The sequence below is a fragment of the Brevundimonas sp. EU05-FHT14B11 genome (genome assembly GCF_058790835.1).
Genome location: NZ_JBYTCY010000001.1, coordinates 648268 through 663998 on the forward strand (window position 1 = coordinate 648268; position 15731 = coordinate 663998).

Here is a 15731-nt window from a genome sequence, read left to right on the forward strand (position 1 = left end):
GATGTCCATCCTCGTCAACAAAGACACCAAGGTCCTCGTCCAGGGCCTGACCGGCAAGACCGGCACCTTCCACACCGAGCAGGCGCTTCGCTACTACGGGACCAAGATGGTCGGCGGCATCCACCCCAAGAAGGGCGGCGAGCTGTGGCACGGGTCGGAAGGCGAGACCCTGCCGATCTTCGCCACGGTCGCTGAAGCCAAGGACGCCACCGGCGCCGACGCCTCGGTCATCTACGTGCCGCCGGCGGGCGCCGCGGACGCCATCATCGAGGCCATCGACGCCGAGATCCCCTTCATCACCTGCATCACCGAGGGCATCCCGGTGCTGGACATGGTGCGCGTGAAGGCCCGCCTGGAGAAGTCGAAGTCGCGCCTGCTGGGCCCGAACTGCCCGGGCGTCCTGACCCCGGAAGAGTGCAAGATCGGCATCATGCCGGGCTCGATCTTCAAGAAGGGCAACGTCGGCATCGTGTCGCGTTCGGGCACCCTGACCTATGAGGCGGTGTTCCAGACCACGAACGAAGGCCTGGGCCAGACTACGGCGGTCGGCATCGGCGGCGACCCGGTCAAGGGCACCGAGTTCATCGACGTGCTGGAGCTGTTCCTGGCCGACCCCGAGACGACCTCGATCATCATGATCGGCGAGATCGGCGGCGGCGCGGAAGAAGAAGCCGCCCAGTTCCTGATCGACGAGGCCAAGAAGGGCCGCAAGAAGCCGATGGCCGGCTTCATCGCGGGCCGCACCGCGCCCAAGGGCCGCACCATGGGTCACGCCGGCGCCATCGTCTCGGGCGGCAAGGGCGACGCGGAATCCAAGATCGCCGCCATGGAGGCCGCGGGCATCCGCGTGTCGCCGTCGCCGGCGCGCCTGGGCACGACCCTGGTGGAAGTCCTGAAAGGCTGATCCTTCCGGCGAGCATCCGGCTTGGGCCGGATGCTCGCACCGGTTGACTCGATCTCGCGCAATAGGCGAACGTCCGACGCCCTCATCCGGAGGGCGAGTTCGGAGGTTCCCATGACGATTCGTCTCAAGCTCCTGTCGGCCGTCGCCGCGTCGGTCGCCGTCTTCGTCGGCGCCGCAGCCGGCCCCGCGGTCGCCCTGTCCGAGCCGCTGTACAGCTATCTGTACTACAGCGACGCCACCCTCACCGAGCAGGTCGGCTCGTGGCAGGGGGTCTGCTACAACGGCTGGGCCGGGGTGACGCAATATCCCGACGGCCAGGTGACCCAGTACGAGGTGCGCGTGCGCATCGGGACCTGCACCGACAACGGCGCCATCTACGAATAACGAACTGACGTCAGGCCACGTCGGCGCGGTTCGATGACCGGGTCGGCGTGGCGGACGCCGGCCGATGTCTCACTCATGGGGCATGACGCGGGCGAATTTCACCCGATTTCAGCGAAATTCGACCCTAGCGCCGCTATTCGGTCATGACCCATAAGGAAACAGCGCCTATATGAGCGCCGTCGCCTCCGCGCAGACGTGCGCGCGCGCTTCAAGGGACTGACGAGAACGATGGCGGACGATGCCGGTCGGCTGAACCAGGTCTTTGCCGAGACCAGCTTCCTGTATGGCTCCAATGCCTCGTTTATCGAGGACCTTCACGAGAAGTGGGCCGACAATCCCGCCTCCGTGTCCGCTGAGTGGCGCGCCTTCTTCGACCAGCTGCGCGACAACGCCGAGCAGGTGAAGGCCGCCGGCGCCGCGGGCGGCTGGGGCCGTCCGATCACCAGCGAACCGACCGAAGCCGAGGCCGTGTTCGACGGTCGCTGGCCGGCGCCCAAGCCCGATCCGAAGAAGCCCGGCGCGCCTGTCGCCGCCGCAGCTCCGGCCGCCGCCGCGCCTGCCGCCTCGGCGGACGAGATCCGCGCCGCCGCCCACGATTCGATCCGCGCCCTGATGCTGATCCGCAGCTACCGCGTGCGCGGCCACCTGCAGGCGACGCTGGATCCGCTGGGCATCGAGCAGCCGGTGAACAACCCCGAGCTGACTCCCGAATTCTACGGCTTCACCGCCGCCGACATGGACCGTCCGATCTTCCTGGACGGCGTCCTGGGCCTGCAGACCGGCAGCATCCGCGAGGTGCTGGCCATCCTGCGCCGCACCTACTGCGGCAACATCGGCATCCAGTTCATGCACATCGCCGAGCCGGAGGAGAAGTCCTGGCTCCAGCAGCGCTTCGAGGGGCCGGACAAGTTCGAGCAGAACGCCTTCTCCAAGGAAGGCAAGCTGGCGATCCTGAACAAGCTGATCGAGGCCGAGGGCTTCGAGCGCTTCCTGCACAAGCGGTTCCCCGGCACCAAGCGCTTCGGCCTGGACGGCGGCGAGGCCATGGTCCCGGCGCTGGAGCAGGTCATCAAGCGCGGCGGGTCGCTGGGCGTCGACGAGATCGTGCTGGGCATGGCCCACCGCGGCCGCCTGAACACGCTCGCCGCGGTGATGGGCAAGCCCTATCGCGCCATCTTCCACGAGTTCCAGGGCGGCTCGACCGTGCCTTCGGACATCGAGGGTTCGGGCGACGTCAAATATCACATGGGCGCCAGCTCGGACCGCGAGTTCGACGGCAACACCGTCCACCTGTCGCTGACCGCCAACCCCTCGCACCTGGAGATCGTCAACCCGGTCGTCCTGGGCAAGGCGCGCGCCAAGCAGGCCTTCGACATCCGCGAGGCCAACGTCGGCAAGCCCGAGGAAGAGTGGGCGCTGGACCGTTCCAAGGTCGTGCCGCTGCTGATCCACGGCGACGCCGCCTTCGCCGGCCAGGGCGTGGTGGCGGAATGTTTCGCCCTGATGGGGCTGAAGGGCTACCGCACCGGCGGCACCCTGCATTTCGTGATCAACAACCAGATCGGCTTCACCACCAGCCCGCGCAACTCGCGCTCGTCGCCCTATCCGTCGGATGTGGCGCTGATGGTCCAGGCTCCGATCTTCCACGTGAACGGGGACGATCCGGAAGCGGTCGTCTTCGCCTCCAAGGTGGCCACCGAATACCGCCAGAAATTCCACAAGGACGCGGTGGTGGACATGTTCTGCTACCGCCGCTTCGGCCACAACGAAGGCGACGACCCCACCTTCACCCAGCCGCTGATGTATTCGAAGATCCGCGCCCTGCCCTCGACGCGCGAGATCTACGCCGCGCGCCTGGTCAAGGAAGGCGTGGTCACCCAGGCCGAGATCGACACCGAGGTCGCGCGCTTCGAGGCCTTCCTCGACGCCGAGTTCGACGCCGGCAAGGCCTTCGAGGCCAAGAAGGCCGACTGGCTGGACGGTCAGTGGACCGGCATCGGCCTGGCCGAAGGCGATGAGCGCCGCGGCGAGACCGCTGTCCCGCTGGCCAAGCTGTCCGACATCGGGCACCGTCTGACGACCATCCCGAACGCCGTCGACATCCACAAGACGCTGAAGCGCGTCATCGACGGCCGCCGCGAGATGATCACGTCCGGCCAAAACATCGACTGGGCCACGGCCGAGAGCCTGGCCTTCGGGTCGCTGCTGGAAGAGGGCTTCCCGGTCCGCCTGTCAGGCCAGGATTCGGTGCGCGGCACCTTCTCGCAGCGCCATTCGGGCATCGTCGATCAGACGACCGAGAAGCGCTACGTCCCGCTGAACAACCTGTCGGACAAGCAGTCCCATTTCGAGGTCATCGACTCGGCCCTGTCGGAAGAGGCGGTGCTGGGCTTCGAATACGGCTACGCCCTGTCCGACCCGAACACGCTGGTCATGTGGGAAGCCCAGTTCGGCGACTTCGTGAACGGCGCCCAGGTGGTGATCGACCAGTTCATCTCGTCGGGCGAACGCAAATGGCTGCGCATGTGCGGCCTGACCATGCTGCTGCCGCACGGCTACGAAGGGCAGGGCCCCGAGCACTCGTCGGCCCGTCTGGAGCGCTTCCTGCAGGCCTGCGCCGAAGACAACATGCAGGTCGCCAACTGCACGACCCCGGCCAACTATTTCCACATCCTGCGTCGTCAGATGCACCGGCCGTTCCGCAAGCCGCTGATCATGATGACGCCCAAGTCGCTGCTGCGTCACAAGAAGGCGGTCTCGACCCTGGCGGACATGGCGGAGGGCAGCTCCTTCCACCGTGTGCTGCACGACGACGCCCAGACGCGTCCGGAGGTGGCCGGCGTCAAGATCAAGGCCGACAAGGACATCCGCCGCGTCGTCCTGTGCTCGGGCAAGGTCTATTACGACCTGCTGGACCGCCGCGAGCGCGACGGGATCGACGACGTCTATCTGCTGCGTCTGGAGCAGTTCTATCCGTGGCCGATGAAGTCGATGATGACCGAACTGGCCCGCTTCCCGAACGCCGAACTGGTCTGGTGTCAGGAAGAGCCGAAGAACATGGGCGGCTGGACTTTCGTCGATCCGTGGATCGAACTGACGCTCGAAAAACTGGACGTGAAGGCCAAGCGGGCCCGCTACGTCGGTCGTCCGGCCTCGGCCTCGACCGCCGCGGGCCTCATGAGCCGGCACCTGAAAGAACTCGACGCCTTCCTGACCGACGCCTTCGCCTGATAGCGTAGCCGCACTTCTGATCTGAACGAGACCTGGACCCGACCATGGCCGACATCCTCACCCCCGCCCTCGGCGAATCCGTCACCGAAGCCACCATCGGCAAGTGGACGAAGAAGGCCGGTGATCCGGTGAAGAAGGACGAGGTCCTGGTCGAGCTGGAGACCGACAAGGTCTCGCTGGAAGTCGTTTCGCCCGCCGACGGCGTGCTGGCCGAGATCAAGTTCGCCGAAGGCGACACGGTCACCCCGAACGCCGTGCTGGGCGTGGTGTCGGAAGGCGCGAGCGCCCCCGCCCCTGCCGTCGCCGCCGCTCCGGCCGCCGAAGCGCCCAAGACCGAAGCCGCCCCGGCCGCAGAGACGCCCGCCGCCGCTCCGGCTCCGGCTCCGGCGCCCGCCGCCTCGGGCGGCGTCGTGCCGATCTCCACCCCGACCATGGGTGAAAGCGTCGCCGAAGGCTCGATGGGAACCTGGCTGAAGAAGTCCGGCGACACGGTCGCCAAGGACGAACTGCTGGTCGAGATCGAGACCGACAAGGTCGCCGTCGAGGTGTCGGCCCCGGCCGCCGGCGTGCTGACCATCCTCGCCGACTCGGGCGCCACCGTCACGCCGGGCCAGCAGATCGGCTCGATCGCCGCCTCGGGCGATGTCCCCGCCGCCGCTCCGGCCGCCGCGGCTCCGGCCAACAGCGGCTCGGCCCAGTTCGCTTCCGCGTCCTCGGGCGACGCCCCGCACCTGTCGCCCGCCGTCCAGCGCGTGGTGACCGAGAACAACCTCGATCCGAAGGCCATCGAGGCCACCGGCCCGAAGGGCAACATCACCAAGGGCGACGCCCTGGCCGCCATCGGGGCCGCCGCTCCGCAGGCCGCTCCGGCGCCGTCGGCCCCGGTTCCCGCCGCCGCCCCGCGCGCCGACCAGCCGCGCGAGGAGCGGGTGAAGATGACGCGCCTGCGTCAGACCATCGCCCGCCGCCTGAAGGAATCGCAGAACACCGCCGCCCAGCTGACCACCTTCAACGAGGTGGACATGACGAACATCATGGCGCTGCGGGCCCAGTACAAGGACGTGTTCGAGAAGCGCCACGGCGTGAAGCTGGGCTTCATGTCCTTCTTCACCAAGGCCGTCGTCGCGGCCCTGAAGGAGATCCCGTCGGTCAACGCCGAGATCGACGGCACGGACATCATCTACAAGAACCACTACGACATCGGCGTGGCCGTCGGCACCGACAAGGGCCTGGTCGTGCCGGTGCTGCGCGACGCCGACGCCCTGTCGCTGGCCGGCATCGAGAAGGGCATCGGCGATCTGGGCAAGGCGGCCCGCGACGGCCACCTGACCCTGGACCAGCTGCAGGGCGGCACCTTCACCATCACCAACGGCGGCACCTACGGCTCGCTGATGTCGACGCCGATCCTGAACGCGCCGCAGTCGGGCATCCTGGGCATGCACAACATCGTGCAGCGCCCGATGGCCATCAACGGCGAGGTGAAGATCCGCCCGATGATGTACGTGGCCCTCAGCTACGATCACCGCATCGTCGACGGCAAGGAAGCCGTGACCTTCCTGGTCCGCGTGAAGGATCTGCTGGAAGACCCGGCGCGCGCGCTGCTGGATCTCTGACAACGTGACCTGGGCGGTCCGGGACATTCTCGAGGTCGCCCGTTTCTCCACCCTTCCGGAGGCGGAACTGGCGGTCACCATGCTCCGGCGGCACGGGATAGAGGCCTGGCTGCCTGACCGTGACATGGCGACCATGAACCCGGACATGCTGATCGGCCTGGGCGGCGTCCGGGTGGCGACGGAATCCGCTCGGATCGTCGAAGCGCGGCAGGTGATCGCCCGAATGCGCGCCGGCGAATTCGCGGACGAGGCGGAAACGACCGGCGAATGGATGCTGGACCATACGCCTGGCAAGGTCGGGGAACTGGACGAGCATGAAGTCCAGGGTGTGATGCGCCACGCCAAGAAGGCGGGGGTCGTCGTGGTCGTCCTGTTCTTCGTGGTCTTTCCGCTGGCCGGCTGCATCCTCACGATGATGGGCGGAGACCCGGGGGGCTACTGACGCTCCACGCGAAGGACATATGCGATGGCCAAGGCCTACTGGATCAACACCTTCCGCTCGATCAGCGACCCCGCGCGGCTTGAGGCCTACATCAAGCTGGCGGGGCCGGCGATGCGGCAGGGCGGCGGGCGGTTCCTGGCGCGCGGAACCCCGGCCGCGGCGTTTGAATCAGGCGTGGTCGAGCGCACCACGCTGATCGAGTTCGAAAGCGTCGAACAGGCGATCGCGACCCATGATAGCCCGGCCTATCAGGAGGCGCTGCGCGTTCTGGGGGACGCGGCGATCCGCGACCTGCGGATCATCGAGGCGATCCCGGAGGACTGAACCGGCTCACCCCCGGCGGGCGATCAGGTCTCCCGCGAGCCTCGCGTCCCCAGCACCGCGTCCGTATCGGCCCCCAGCGCCGGCGGCGGCAGGTCGTAGCGGACGGGCGTCCTGGACATGCGGATCGGCGAGGCGACGGTGCGGACCGGACCGGCCAGATCGGCGCGGGTCTGCTCGACCGCTAGCCCGCGATGCCTGGCCTGGGGCTCGTCGAAGACCTGATCGATGGTGTTGACCGGGCCGCAGGGCACGCCCGCCGCTTCCAGCATGGCCATCAGGGCCTTCATGCTGTGCGGCGCGGTCAGGGCGGCAAGCTCGGCGGTCAGGTCCGTGCGGTGCTCGATGCGGGCGGCATTGGTCGCGAAGCGCGCCTGCGTCCCCATGCCCTCGACGCCCAGCGCCAGGCATAGGGCGCGGAACTGGCCGTCATTGCCGACCGCGATGACCACCATGCCGTCCGCGCAGGGGAAGGGCTGGTAGGGGGCCAGGTTGGGGTGGGCGTTGCCCATCCGCGTCGGCGCCCTGCCGGAGACGAAGTAGTTGGCCGCCTGATTGGCCAGCATGGCCGCCTGGACGTCGAACAGGGCGATGTCGACGTGCTGGCCCTCGCCGCTGGCCCGGGCGTGCATCAGGGCGGCCAGGATGGCGTTGGAGGCGTACAGGCCCGTGAACAGGTCCACGACCGCCACCCCGACCTTCATCGGCTCGGCGCCGGGCGCGCCGTCCGGCTGGCCGGTGATCGACATCAGCCCGCCCATGGCCTGGATCATATAGTCGTAGCCGGCCCGGTGGGCGTCCGGCCCGTCCTGACCGAAGCCGGTGATGGAGCAGTAGACCAGCTTCGGATTGACCGCCGACAGGCCGGCGTAGTCGAGGCCGTATTTGCGCAGGCCGCCGGTCTTGAAATTCTCGACCACCACGTCGCTGGTCCTGGCCAGGTCGCGCACGGCGGCGGCGCCCTCGGGGCTGGCGATGTCCAGCTCGACCGACTTCTTGCCCCGGTTGGCGCACAGGAAATAGGCGGCGTCGCCCCTGGATCCGTCGGTTCTGGTGGTGAAGGGCGGACCCCACTGGCGGGTGTCGTCGCCGACGCCGGGCCGCTCGATCTTGATCACCTCGGCCCCGAGGTCCGCCAGGGTCTGTGTCGCCCATGGACCGGCCAGCACGCGGCTGAGATCGAGAACGCGAACGCCGGAGAGGGGGCCTTGGGTCATGGCCCCTGCTTAGCCGTTGGCCGGCGAGCCTACAAACCCACGTCCCAGACGCCGGCATCGCGCATGCGGCACTCGCGGGCCTCTTCGGCGCGGCCGCCCATGTCGCGGGCCATGCATTTGATCTCGTCCGAGACGGTCGTCTTGTGAACCCCGGGCACCATCGCGTGCACGAAGGCGGTCGCCGACAGCCGCGCCAGCTTGAAGCCGAAGCTCGCCGAGTGCGCCATATGCTCAAAATAGCCCTCGCCCACCTCTCTCGGGTGATCGGCGAACAGTTGTTTCAGCGTTCGGGTCATGTCCCTGCATAGCCTGCGACGGGCGCTCCCTCTACCCGTCGCCGCCATTCTGGCCTAAACCGCAGCCCAGAACAGGGGGCTGATCGTCACGGATCCTCACGATCACCTGAACCCCGCACCGCTACTGGGAAGATTAGAATGGCCGACGGCGTCAGCGCTCATCAAAAGACCTTCCGCTGGGACGATCCGCTGGATCTGGACGGGCGGCTGACCGACGACGAGCGGATGATCCAGGAGGCGGCCCGGGCCTACGCCCGCGAGAAGCTGCTGCCGCGCGTGGTCGCCGCCTTCCGGGACGAGACCTTCGACCGCTCGATCATGACCGAGATGGGCGAGATGGGCTTCCTGGGGGCCACCCTGCCGGAACAGTACGGCGGCGCGGGCGCCAGCCATGTGGCCTACGGCCTGATCGCGCGCGAGATCGAGGCGGTCGATTCGGGCTACCGCTCGGCCATGTCGGTGCAGTCGTCGCTGGCCATGTACCCAATCTACGCCTTCGGCTCGGAAGAGCAGAAACTTCGTTTCCTCCCGAGGATGGCGGCCGGCGAGCTGATCGGCTGCTTCGGCCTGACCGAGGCCGACGGCGGGTCGGACCCGGCCTCGATGAAGACCAAGGCGGTCAAGGTCGACGGCGGCTACCGCCTGAACGGCGCGAAATACTGGATCACCAACAGCCCTATCAGCGACCTGGCCATTGTCTGGGCCAAGCTGGACGACGTCATCCGCGGCTTCATCGTCGAGCGCGGCTTCGACGGCTTCACCACCGACAAGATCGGCGACAAGCTGTCCCTGCGCGCCTCGGTCACCGGCGACATCGGCCTGAACGACGTCTTCGTGCCGGAAGAGAACCTGCTGCCGGGCGTGAAGGGCCTGCGCGGCCCGTTCTCCTGCCTGAACAAGGCCCGCTACGGCATCTCCTGGGGCGCGATGGGCGCGGCCGAGGCCTGCTTCCACCTGACCCGCGGCTATGTCGCCGAGCGCATGCTGTTCGGCCGCCCGCTGGCCGCCCGCCAGCTGGTGCAGAAGAAGTTGGCCGACATGCAGACCGAGATCTTCCTCGGCTTCGAGGGCGCGCTGGCCCTGGGCCGCCGCCTGGACGCCGGCGACTGGGTCCCGGAAGCCATCTCGATGATGAAGCGCAACAACTGCGGCAAGGCCCTGGCCATCGCCCGCGAGGCCCGCGACATGCACGGCGGCGCCGGGATCACGGGCGAGATGCACGTCATGCGCCACGCCATGAACCTGGAGACGGTCAACACCTACGAGGGCGCCCACGACGTCCACGCGCTGATCCTGGGCCGGGCCATCACGGGCGAGAGCGCTTTCTAGGGCGCTATCGCTCGCGACGCGCTCGCTCGCTGCTTGGGCGCGAGGGCGACCTTTGGTCGGGCCTACAGCGCCTCGCAGCCCGTGGTGCGCTGGCTCCAGGTCAGGTTGACGATGGTCCACGCGTCGTTGCGGCGGATCAGGTCGAAATGGTTGACGCCGCAGTGGCTGGTCTGGCCGTCGATCTTGAAGACATAGCGGCCCCAGACTGTGGCGATATTGCCGTCGATGGCCACGGTCGGGTTGGGCATCTGCTCCTCGAACCGCTCCGGGCCCGCGGTCAGGCCGCTGGTGAATTCCGCCCAGGTCGGCGTACCGACGCGGCGTGCGCCGTCGACGCGATCCACCACGACGGTGATCCGGCCGTTCTGATCGACGTGGGGCAGGATCGCCTGGCCGTCGCGGGCGGCGAGCGCCGCGAAGACGGCGTTCACGGGCGCCATCACCGCGGCGCCTTCGGGCGAGGCGGGATCGACGGCGCCCGCCGGGGCGGCCTGAAGCGAAAGCGCGAGAGCGGTGGCGACGAGCATGGGATCCCTCCGAACAGGGCGGAACGGTAGCATGCGCCGCCGGACCGGCAATCGCCGTTCGATCAGGAAGAATCAGCCCCGCGTCCGCTCGCGCGCGTGCACGGTGGCGGTTGGGACCGGCGAGCTTTGTCATTCGGCTTCAACGTCCTATCGTTCGGCGACGGGAGGCGGCTGATGGACGGAGAACCAGTGATCGCGGGCGAGGACCCTTTCGCCCGGCTGCGCGAGGTCTTTGCGGGCCGCGCCGCCCTGTTGCTCGAGGATGATCCGGACCTGTCCGAACATGTCGCCGAACGGCTGCTGCGCGCCGGCTTCGAGCGGGTGGATCGGGTCGACCGGGGCGAGACCGCGCTCGAGGCGGCGGCGGCCCGGCCCTATGACGTGCTGATCCTCGACCGCCTGACCGCCGGGATGGACGGCCTGGAGACGCTGAAGCGCCTGCGCGCCTCCAACGGGCCGTCGTCCGATGCGCCCGCCCTGATGCTGACGGCCCTGGGCGGCGAACGGCAGAAGGTCGAGGGCCTGCTGGAGGGCGCCGACGACTATGTGGCCAAGCCGGTGGGGGACGAGGAACTGCTGGCGCGCATCGCCGCCCAGCTGCGCCGCGCCGCCCGCCGGGCGAAACCCGTGAACGCCGATCTGGTCAACGGACCCATCCGCCTGTCGTTCGGCGCGCGCACGGTGAAGCTGGAGCTGGGGGCGACGTCGCGCACCATCGACCTGTCGCCGCTGGAATTCGCCATCGTCTGCGAGCTGATGACCGCGCGCGGCCAGCCGGTGACCAAGACCATGCTGTGGGACCGGTGCTGGGTGGAGTGGAATTTCCTGCCCGACAATTTCGTCAACATCATCGACGCCCGCATCAGCGCCCTGCGCCGACGGCTGAAGGAACAGGCGTCCGAACTGGGCGACGACCTGCATCCGCTGATCGTCTCGGCGCGCAGCCAGAGCCTGGTGTTCCGCGACCTGTCCGACTGGACGGGCTGAGATCGCCGTGACCGGCCCGTTCCGCCGCATCAGGGCCTGGCTGGGGCGGCGCACGACCACCCAGCTGGCGGCGGGAATCGCCGTCCTGTCCGCCCTGGCCCTGACCGGGTCGCTGGCGGTGACCAGCGCCGCGGTGCGCATGGACCAGCGCCAGAAGGCCGCCCTGGCCGCGCTCGACGACTACGGCGCCATGGCCTCCAAGCTGGGCGTGGAAGGCATGACCGGGGATACGCTGAGCCCGGCCGACGCGGTCTATCTGTCCAACTGGCTGACCGCCTTCCAGAACGGCCCGGCCCGCGAACGCGAGGCGCGGACGCTGGAGGAGACCTGCCGTACCGGCCGGGGCGGCGCGGGGGTGCGCTTCATCCGTGCGCCGGTCGGCAAGCCGGCGGGCCTGTCGGAGCTTGAAAGCCTGCGTGGCGAGCGGTCGCCCCGGCTGGGCGCCGACGTCTATGTGATGCGGCTGGGGCGCGGCGTCCTGTGCCCGGCGCGCGCCGTCGAGGTGGTGGTGGTCAAGCGTTCGGTCGGGGCGCTGGACATCGCCGTGGGCCGCGTCGTGGACGCCTCGGGCGACGCCTGGGGCTGGGCGGTGGCGGCGGTGATCGGGGCGGGGGGACTGCTGCTCGCCATCGGCCTGAGCGCCGCCACCTTTGCTCGCCGCCGCCTGACCAGCGCCGTGGCCCGGGTCAGCAAGGCGCTGGACCGCGCGGCGGTCGGCGACTTCTCCGAACGCGCGCCCGAGACCGAGGTCGCGCCCGAGCTGACCGAGCTGTCGGGCCATGTGAACAGCACCCTGGACCGGCTTGAGGAGCTATTGGCCTGGCTGCGCGATTCCGCCGACCAGCTGGCGCATGATTTCCGCACGCCCCTGGCGCGCGCCTCGGCCCGGCTGGAGCGGTTGGCCGAGACGGCGGAGACGCCCGAGGCCCGCCGCCTGGTCAATGAGGCGCGCGCCGACCTGAACGAACTGACACGGGCGATGAACGAGGCCATGGCGCTGCGCGACGGCGAGGCCTGGTCGTTCGAGCCCGTGCGCCTGGACACCCTGGCCCGTCAGGCGGCCGAGCTCTACGAACCGCTGGCCGAGCTGCGCGGCGTGTCGATCCGGATCGAGGTCGAGCCGGTCGAGGTGCTGGGCGTGCGCAGTCTGCTGCAGCGGGCCGTGGCCAATCTGGTGGACAATGCGGTCAAGTATTCGCCGGACGACGGCGTCGTCACCCTGGCCGTCTCGGCGAGTGAGGGGCGGCCCCGCTTCTCGGTCGCCGACCAGGGCCCGGGCTTCCGGGGCGGCGGCGCGGGTGACGCCGCCAGCGTCGCCGCCGCCTCGGCCGAGGGCCGCGAGAGCCACGGCATGGGACTGGCCTTCGTGCGGGCCATCCTGAAACGGCACGGCGCATCCATGACGATTGATGACGCCGCGCCGGGAGCTGTCGTCACGGCGCATTTCTCGCGCTAGGGTCACGGTCCAGAACAAGGGATACGGCATGCGGCGCATCATTTCTCGGACCGGCGGAGTCTCCGTGCTGGCCCTCGCGCTCGCCGCACCCCTGCTGATCGCCGCGCCCGCTTGGGCCCAGACGGCCCAGCCGCAGTCGCTGCCCTATGACGCCGAGCGCGGCGTCTTCACCTTCGCCACCGACCTGGAACGCGCCCTGCCCGCCGTGGTGCAGGTGACCACCCTGGGCCAGTCCGAAGGTCCCAGCTCCGGCGACAACGAACCCCGCCCGATGGCCAGCGGCTCGGGCGCCGTGCTCGACGCGGCCGAGGGCATCGTCGTCACCAACAATCACGTGGTCGAGGGCGGACGGAAATTCACCGTCGATCTGACCGACGGCCGGATCTTCGACGCCGTCCTGATCGGGGCGGACAAGGCCACCGACATCGCGGTGCTGAAGATCATCGCCCCGGGCCTGTCGCAGATCGAGGTGGCCAGTTCCGACACCCTGCGCACCGGCGACCTTGCCTTCGCGGTCGGCTACCCGCTGGGGCTCGACCAGACCCTGACCATGGGCGTCATCTCGGGCCTGGGCCGTTCGGGCATGGGCGACCGGATCGAGGACTACATCCAAACCGACGCGGCCGTGAACTCGGGCAACTCCGGCGGACCGCTGCTGGACAGCCGGGGACGGCTGATCGGCATCAATACCTCCATCCTGTCGGGCGGCGGCGGCGGCAATGACGGCATCGCCTTCGCCGTGCCCAGCCGGATCATGATGTATGTCGTGGAGCAGCTGCGCACGACGGGCGAGGTCAAGCGCGGCACGACCGGCGCCATCCTCGGCTCGCTGAACGCCGCCCGTTCGCGGGACTTCGGCCTGGGCATCGTGCGCGGCGCCGTGGTCGAGGACGTGACCCCGGGCTCGTCGGCCGAGAGCGCGGGCCTGCGCCGCGGCGACGTCATCACCCGTATCCAGAACCGCCCGGTTTCCAACGCCGGCACCGTCCAGGCCACCATCGGCATCGCCGAACCGGGGACCCAGGTCGAGGTCGTCTATCTGCGCGCCGGCCACGAGGGCCGCGCCACCCTGACGGTCACGCCGCGGGTCGAGCGTCAGGTCATCATCGGCGCCGAGGTGGTGCTGGCGCGCGGCGCCAGCGTGCGCGACGGCTCCACCGGCCTGCAGGTCTTCGCGGTGGAGGGCGGTTCGCCCGCCGCTGCCGCCGGCCTTCAGGCAGGCGACATCATCCAGTCGGTCAACGGACGGTCGGTGTCGGATCTGTCGGGTCTGGCGCGGGCGCTGGACGGAACCGGCGAGCGCCGTCTCTCGGTTCAGCGTGGCGGCGAGACGGAACGGGTCACCCTGCCCTGAGGCCTGCCGACGCCTGAACCCTGCTCCGGACAACAAAACGCCCGCTCGGCCGGAGGGGGGGAGGTGGCGGAGCGGGCGTCTCGCTTTGGAGGAAGCATCGGCCCGCCGAAGCCCTTGAATGGAACAATTCCAGGGGGCTGGGGGGGCTGTTCAGGATCCGGAACCGCTCCGAACTCCGACGAGCCGATGGGTCCGGTGTCGCCTCCCAAGGGGGCGGGCGATGGGCGGAACGGAGGCGTTTTCGTGTTCGGGGCGATTTCCTCGCATTGCGGCGTTCCGGACACGCCGTTCGGCCGCAAGCAGGGACTGGCGCCCGGCGACCGCCCGCCTAGATTAAGGGGATGAGCGACGCCGCCGACGCCCAGCAGGCTGGACCGATCTTCTTCGACCGGCGCGAGCTGGACCAGATCCTGAGAGTCTACGGTCGTATGGTCGCCGCCGGCGAATGGCGGGACTACGCCATGGTCGGGCACAGGGAGGTGGCCGAGTTCGCCGTCTTCCGCCGCTCGGGCGACGCCCCCGCCTATCGCATCGAGAAGCGCCCGGCGCTGCGGCTGAAGCAGGGGCAGTGGGCGGTGATCGGGGAGGGCGGGATGGTCCTGCGCCGGGGCCGGGAACTGCCGCAGGTGCTGCGGGTCTTCGACAGCCGCAGGTTCACCGTCGTGGAATAGAAAAGGGCCCCGGCGTCGCCGCCGGGGCCCTCATTCTTTTGTGGCCTAACGCTCCCCGCGCGGCGGGTCGCTGCTTGAGGCCATCCTGTTGGCCTATCGCTCACCACGCGGTGGTTCGCTGCATGAGGCCGGTCTGTCAGTTCGCCGCGGCGATCGCGCTCAAGCAGTGAGCCGCCGCGCGGCGAACGTTGGCGCCCTTAAGAGATCAGCGACGACCGCCGAACAGGGCCAGCAGGAATTGGAACATGTTGATGAAGTTGATGTACAGGCTGAGCGCGCCGAAGCTGGTGGCCACGCCCATCGCGTTCTGGTTCCCGCCCAGCGCATAGTAGGTCATCTTCAGGCGCTGGGTGTCGTAGGCCGTCAGGCCCGCGAAGATCAGGACGCCGGCGATGCTGATGATCATCTGCATCATCCCGCTTTGCAGGAAAATGTTCACCACCGAGGCGATGATCAGGCCGATGACGCCCATGATCAGGAAGCTGCCGATGCCGGTCAGGTCCTTCTTGGTCGTGTAGCCGAACAGGCTCAGCGCGCCGAAGGCGGCGGCCGTGATCAGGAAGGTCTGCACCACCGAGGCGCCGGTGTAGAGCAGGACCACGGTGCCCATCGAGGCGCCGATCAGGGCCACGATCAGCCAGTACAGCGCGCTGGCGCCGCCCGAGGTCGGGTTCTTCATCACGAAGTTCGAGCCCAGCAGGATGACCAGCGGCGAGAAGGCCACGATCATGCCCAGCAGGGTGTAGCCGGTGATCCGGGTCACGCCGTCGGGGAAGACCGCCGTGGCGAACAGCAGGTCACGCACCGCCGGCACCGAGCCGGTGATGTAGGCCAGCACGGCCGAGACCAGCAGGCCGATGGCGACCTTGTTGTAGACGCCCAGCATGAAGCTGCGCAGGCCCGCGTCCACCGACATGTCGGCGGTCTGCGGGATGGAATATCCGTTTCTGAAATCGCTCATCGCGGTTTCGATCCTCCTCAGAGCCGGGCGATCCCGGC

At 68.9% G+C, this 15731-nt stretch carries 15 protein-coding genes; 11 read left to right on the forward strand and 4 right to left on the reverse strand.

All coding sequences use genetic code 11. The features are described from left to right. Nucleotide 1: 1 nt before the first annotated feature. The 6 genes from sucD (at nt 2) to AC3WRV_RS03370 (ending at nt 6898) form a co-directional block, all read left to right on the forward strand. The gene (gene sucD / locus AC3WRV_RS03345) at nt 2-904 is read left to right on the forward strand and encodes a succinate--CoA ligase subunit alpha (protein WP_492312136.1); all 903 of its coding nucleotides are present in this window, start codon (nt 2-4) and stop codon (nt 902-904) included. A gap of 111 nt (nt 905-1015) precedes the next feature. Then, nucleotides 1016-1288 carry a hypothetical protein gene (locus AC3WRV_RS03350; protein ID WP_492312137.1) on the forward strand — a complete coding sequence of 91 codons (273 nt, stop codon included), beginning with the start codon at nt 1016-1018 and terminating at the stop codon, nt 1286-1288. Between the two features lie 228 nt (nt 1289-1516). Then, entirely contained in the window at nt 1517-4519 is a 3003-nt protein-coding gene (locus AC3WRV_RS03355) for a 2-oxoglutarate dehydrogenase E1 component (protein ID WP_492312138.1), read from the forward strand. Nucleotides 4520-4563: 44 nt separating this feature from the next. After that, nucleotides 4564-6132 (forward strand): 2-oxoglutarate dehydrogenase complex dihydrolipoyllysine-residue succinyltransferase, encoded by a 1569-nt coding sequence (gene odhB, locus AC3WRV_RS03360; RefSeq protein ID WP_492312139.1) that lies wholly within the window; start codon nt 4564-4566, stop codon nt 6130-6132. A gap of 4 nt (nt 6133-6136) precedes the next feature. Continuing rightward, nucleotides 6137-6574: a hypothetical protein gene (locus AC3WRV_RS03365; protein ID WP_492312140.1), complete on the forward strand. Its 438-nt coding sequence runs from the start codon at nt 6137-6139 to the stop codon at nt 6572-6574. Nucleotides 6575-6598: 24 nt separating this feature from the next. Continuing rightward, on the forward strand, nt 6599-6898 hold the full coding sequence (locus AC3WRV_RS03370; RefSeq protein ID WP_492312141.1) for a DUF1330 domain-containing protein: 300 nt from the start codon (nt 6599-6601) through the stop codon (nt 6896-6898). 23 nt (nt 6899-6921) lie between these two features. Here the strand turns inward: AC3WRV_RS03370 and AC3WRV_RS03375 are convergent, their stop codons facing one another. Both AC3WRV_RS03375 and AC3WRV_RS03380 read right to left on the reverse strand, forming a co-directional pair. Next, entirely contained in the window at nt 6922-8112 is a 1191-nt protein-coding gene (locus AC3WRV_RS03375; protein ID WP_492312142.1) for a CaiB/BaiF CoA transferase family protein, read from the reverse strand. 29 nt (nt 8113-8141) lie between these two features. Further along, nucleotides 8142-8408 (reverse strand): DUF6356 family protein, encoded by a 267-nt coding sequence (locus AC3WRV_RS03380; protein ID WP_492312143.1) that lies wholly within the window; start codon nt 8406-8408, stop codon nt 8142-8144. Between the two features lie 138 nt (nt 8409-8546). On the opposite strand from AC3WRV_RS03380, the gene AC3WRV_RS03385 reads away from it, so the two are divergent. Further along, a complete protein-coding gene (locus AC3WRV_RS03385; RefSeq protein ID WP_291834585.1) occupies nt 8547-9737 on the forward strand; it encodes an acyl-CoA dehydrogenase in 1191 nt (396 codons plus the stop codon). Nucleotides 9738-9799: 62 nt separating this feature from the next. Here AC3WRV_RS03385 and AC3WRV_RS03390 read toward each other — a convergent pair whose 3' ends face one another. Beyond that, nucleotides 9800-10264, reverse strand: coding sequence for a nuclear transport factor 2 family protein (locus AC3WRV_RS03390; protein ID WP_492312144.1), 465 nt, complete (start codon nt 10262-10264; stop codon nt 9800-9802). A gap of 174 nt (nt 10265-10438) precedes the next feature. On the opposite strand from AC3WRV_RS03390, the gene AC3WRV_RS03395 reads away from it, so the two are divergent. The 4 genes from AC3WRV_RS03395 (at nt 10439) to AC3WRV_RS03410 (ending at nt 14732) form a co-directional block, all read left to right on the forward strand. Continuing rightward, the gene (locus AC3WRV_RS03395; protein ID WP_291834580.1) at nt 10439-11251 is read left to right on the forward strand and encodes a response regulator transcription factor; all 813 of its coding nucleotides are present in this window, start codon (nt 10439-10441) and stop codon (nt 11249-11251) included. 7 nt (nt 11252-11258) lie between these two features. Continuing rightward, nucleotides 11259-12707, forward strand: a complete 1449-nt coding sequence (locus AC3WRV_RS03400) for a HAMP domain-containing sensor histidine kinase (RefSeq protein WP_492312145.1) — start codon at nt 11259-11261, stop codon at nt 12705-12707. Nucleotides 12708-12735: 28 nt separating this feature from the next. Beyond that, the gene (locus AC3WRV_RS03405) at nt 12736-14061 is read left to right on the forward strand and encodes a trypsin-like peptidase domain-containing protein (RefSeq protein ID WP_492312146.1); all 1326 of its coding nucleotides are present in this window, start codon (nt 12736-12738) and stop codon (nt 14059-14061) included. A 341-nt stretch (nt 14062-14402) separates the two neighbouring features. Further along, entirely contained in the window at nt 14403-14732 is a 330-nt protein-coding gene (locus tag AC3WRV_RS03410) for a DUF2794 domain-containing protein (protein ID WP_291834571.1), read from the forward strand. A 205-nt stretch (nt 14733-14937) separates the two neighbouring features. Here the strand turns inward: AC3WRV_RS03410 and AC3WRV_RS03415 are convergent, their stop codons facing one another. Further along, nucleotides 14938-15693: a Bax inhibitor-1/YccA family protein gene (locus AC3WRV_RS03415; RefSeq protein ID WP_291834568.1), complete on the reverse strand. Its 756-nt coding sequence runs from the start codon at nt 15691-15693 to the stop codon at nt 14938-14940. Nucleotides 15694-15731 lie beyond the last annotated feature (38 nt).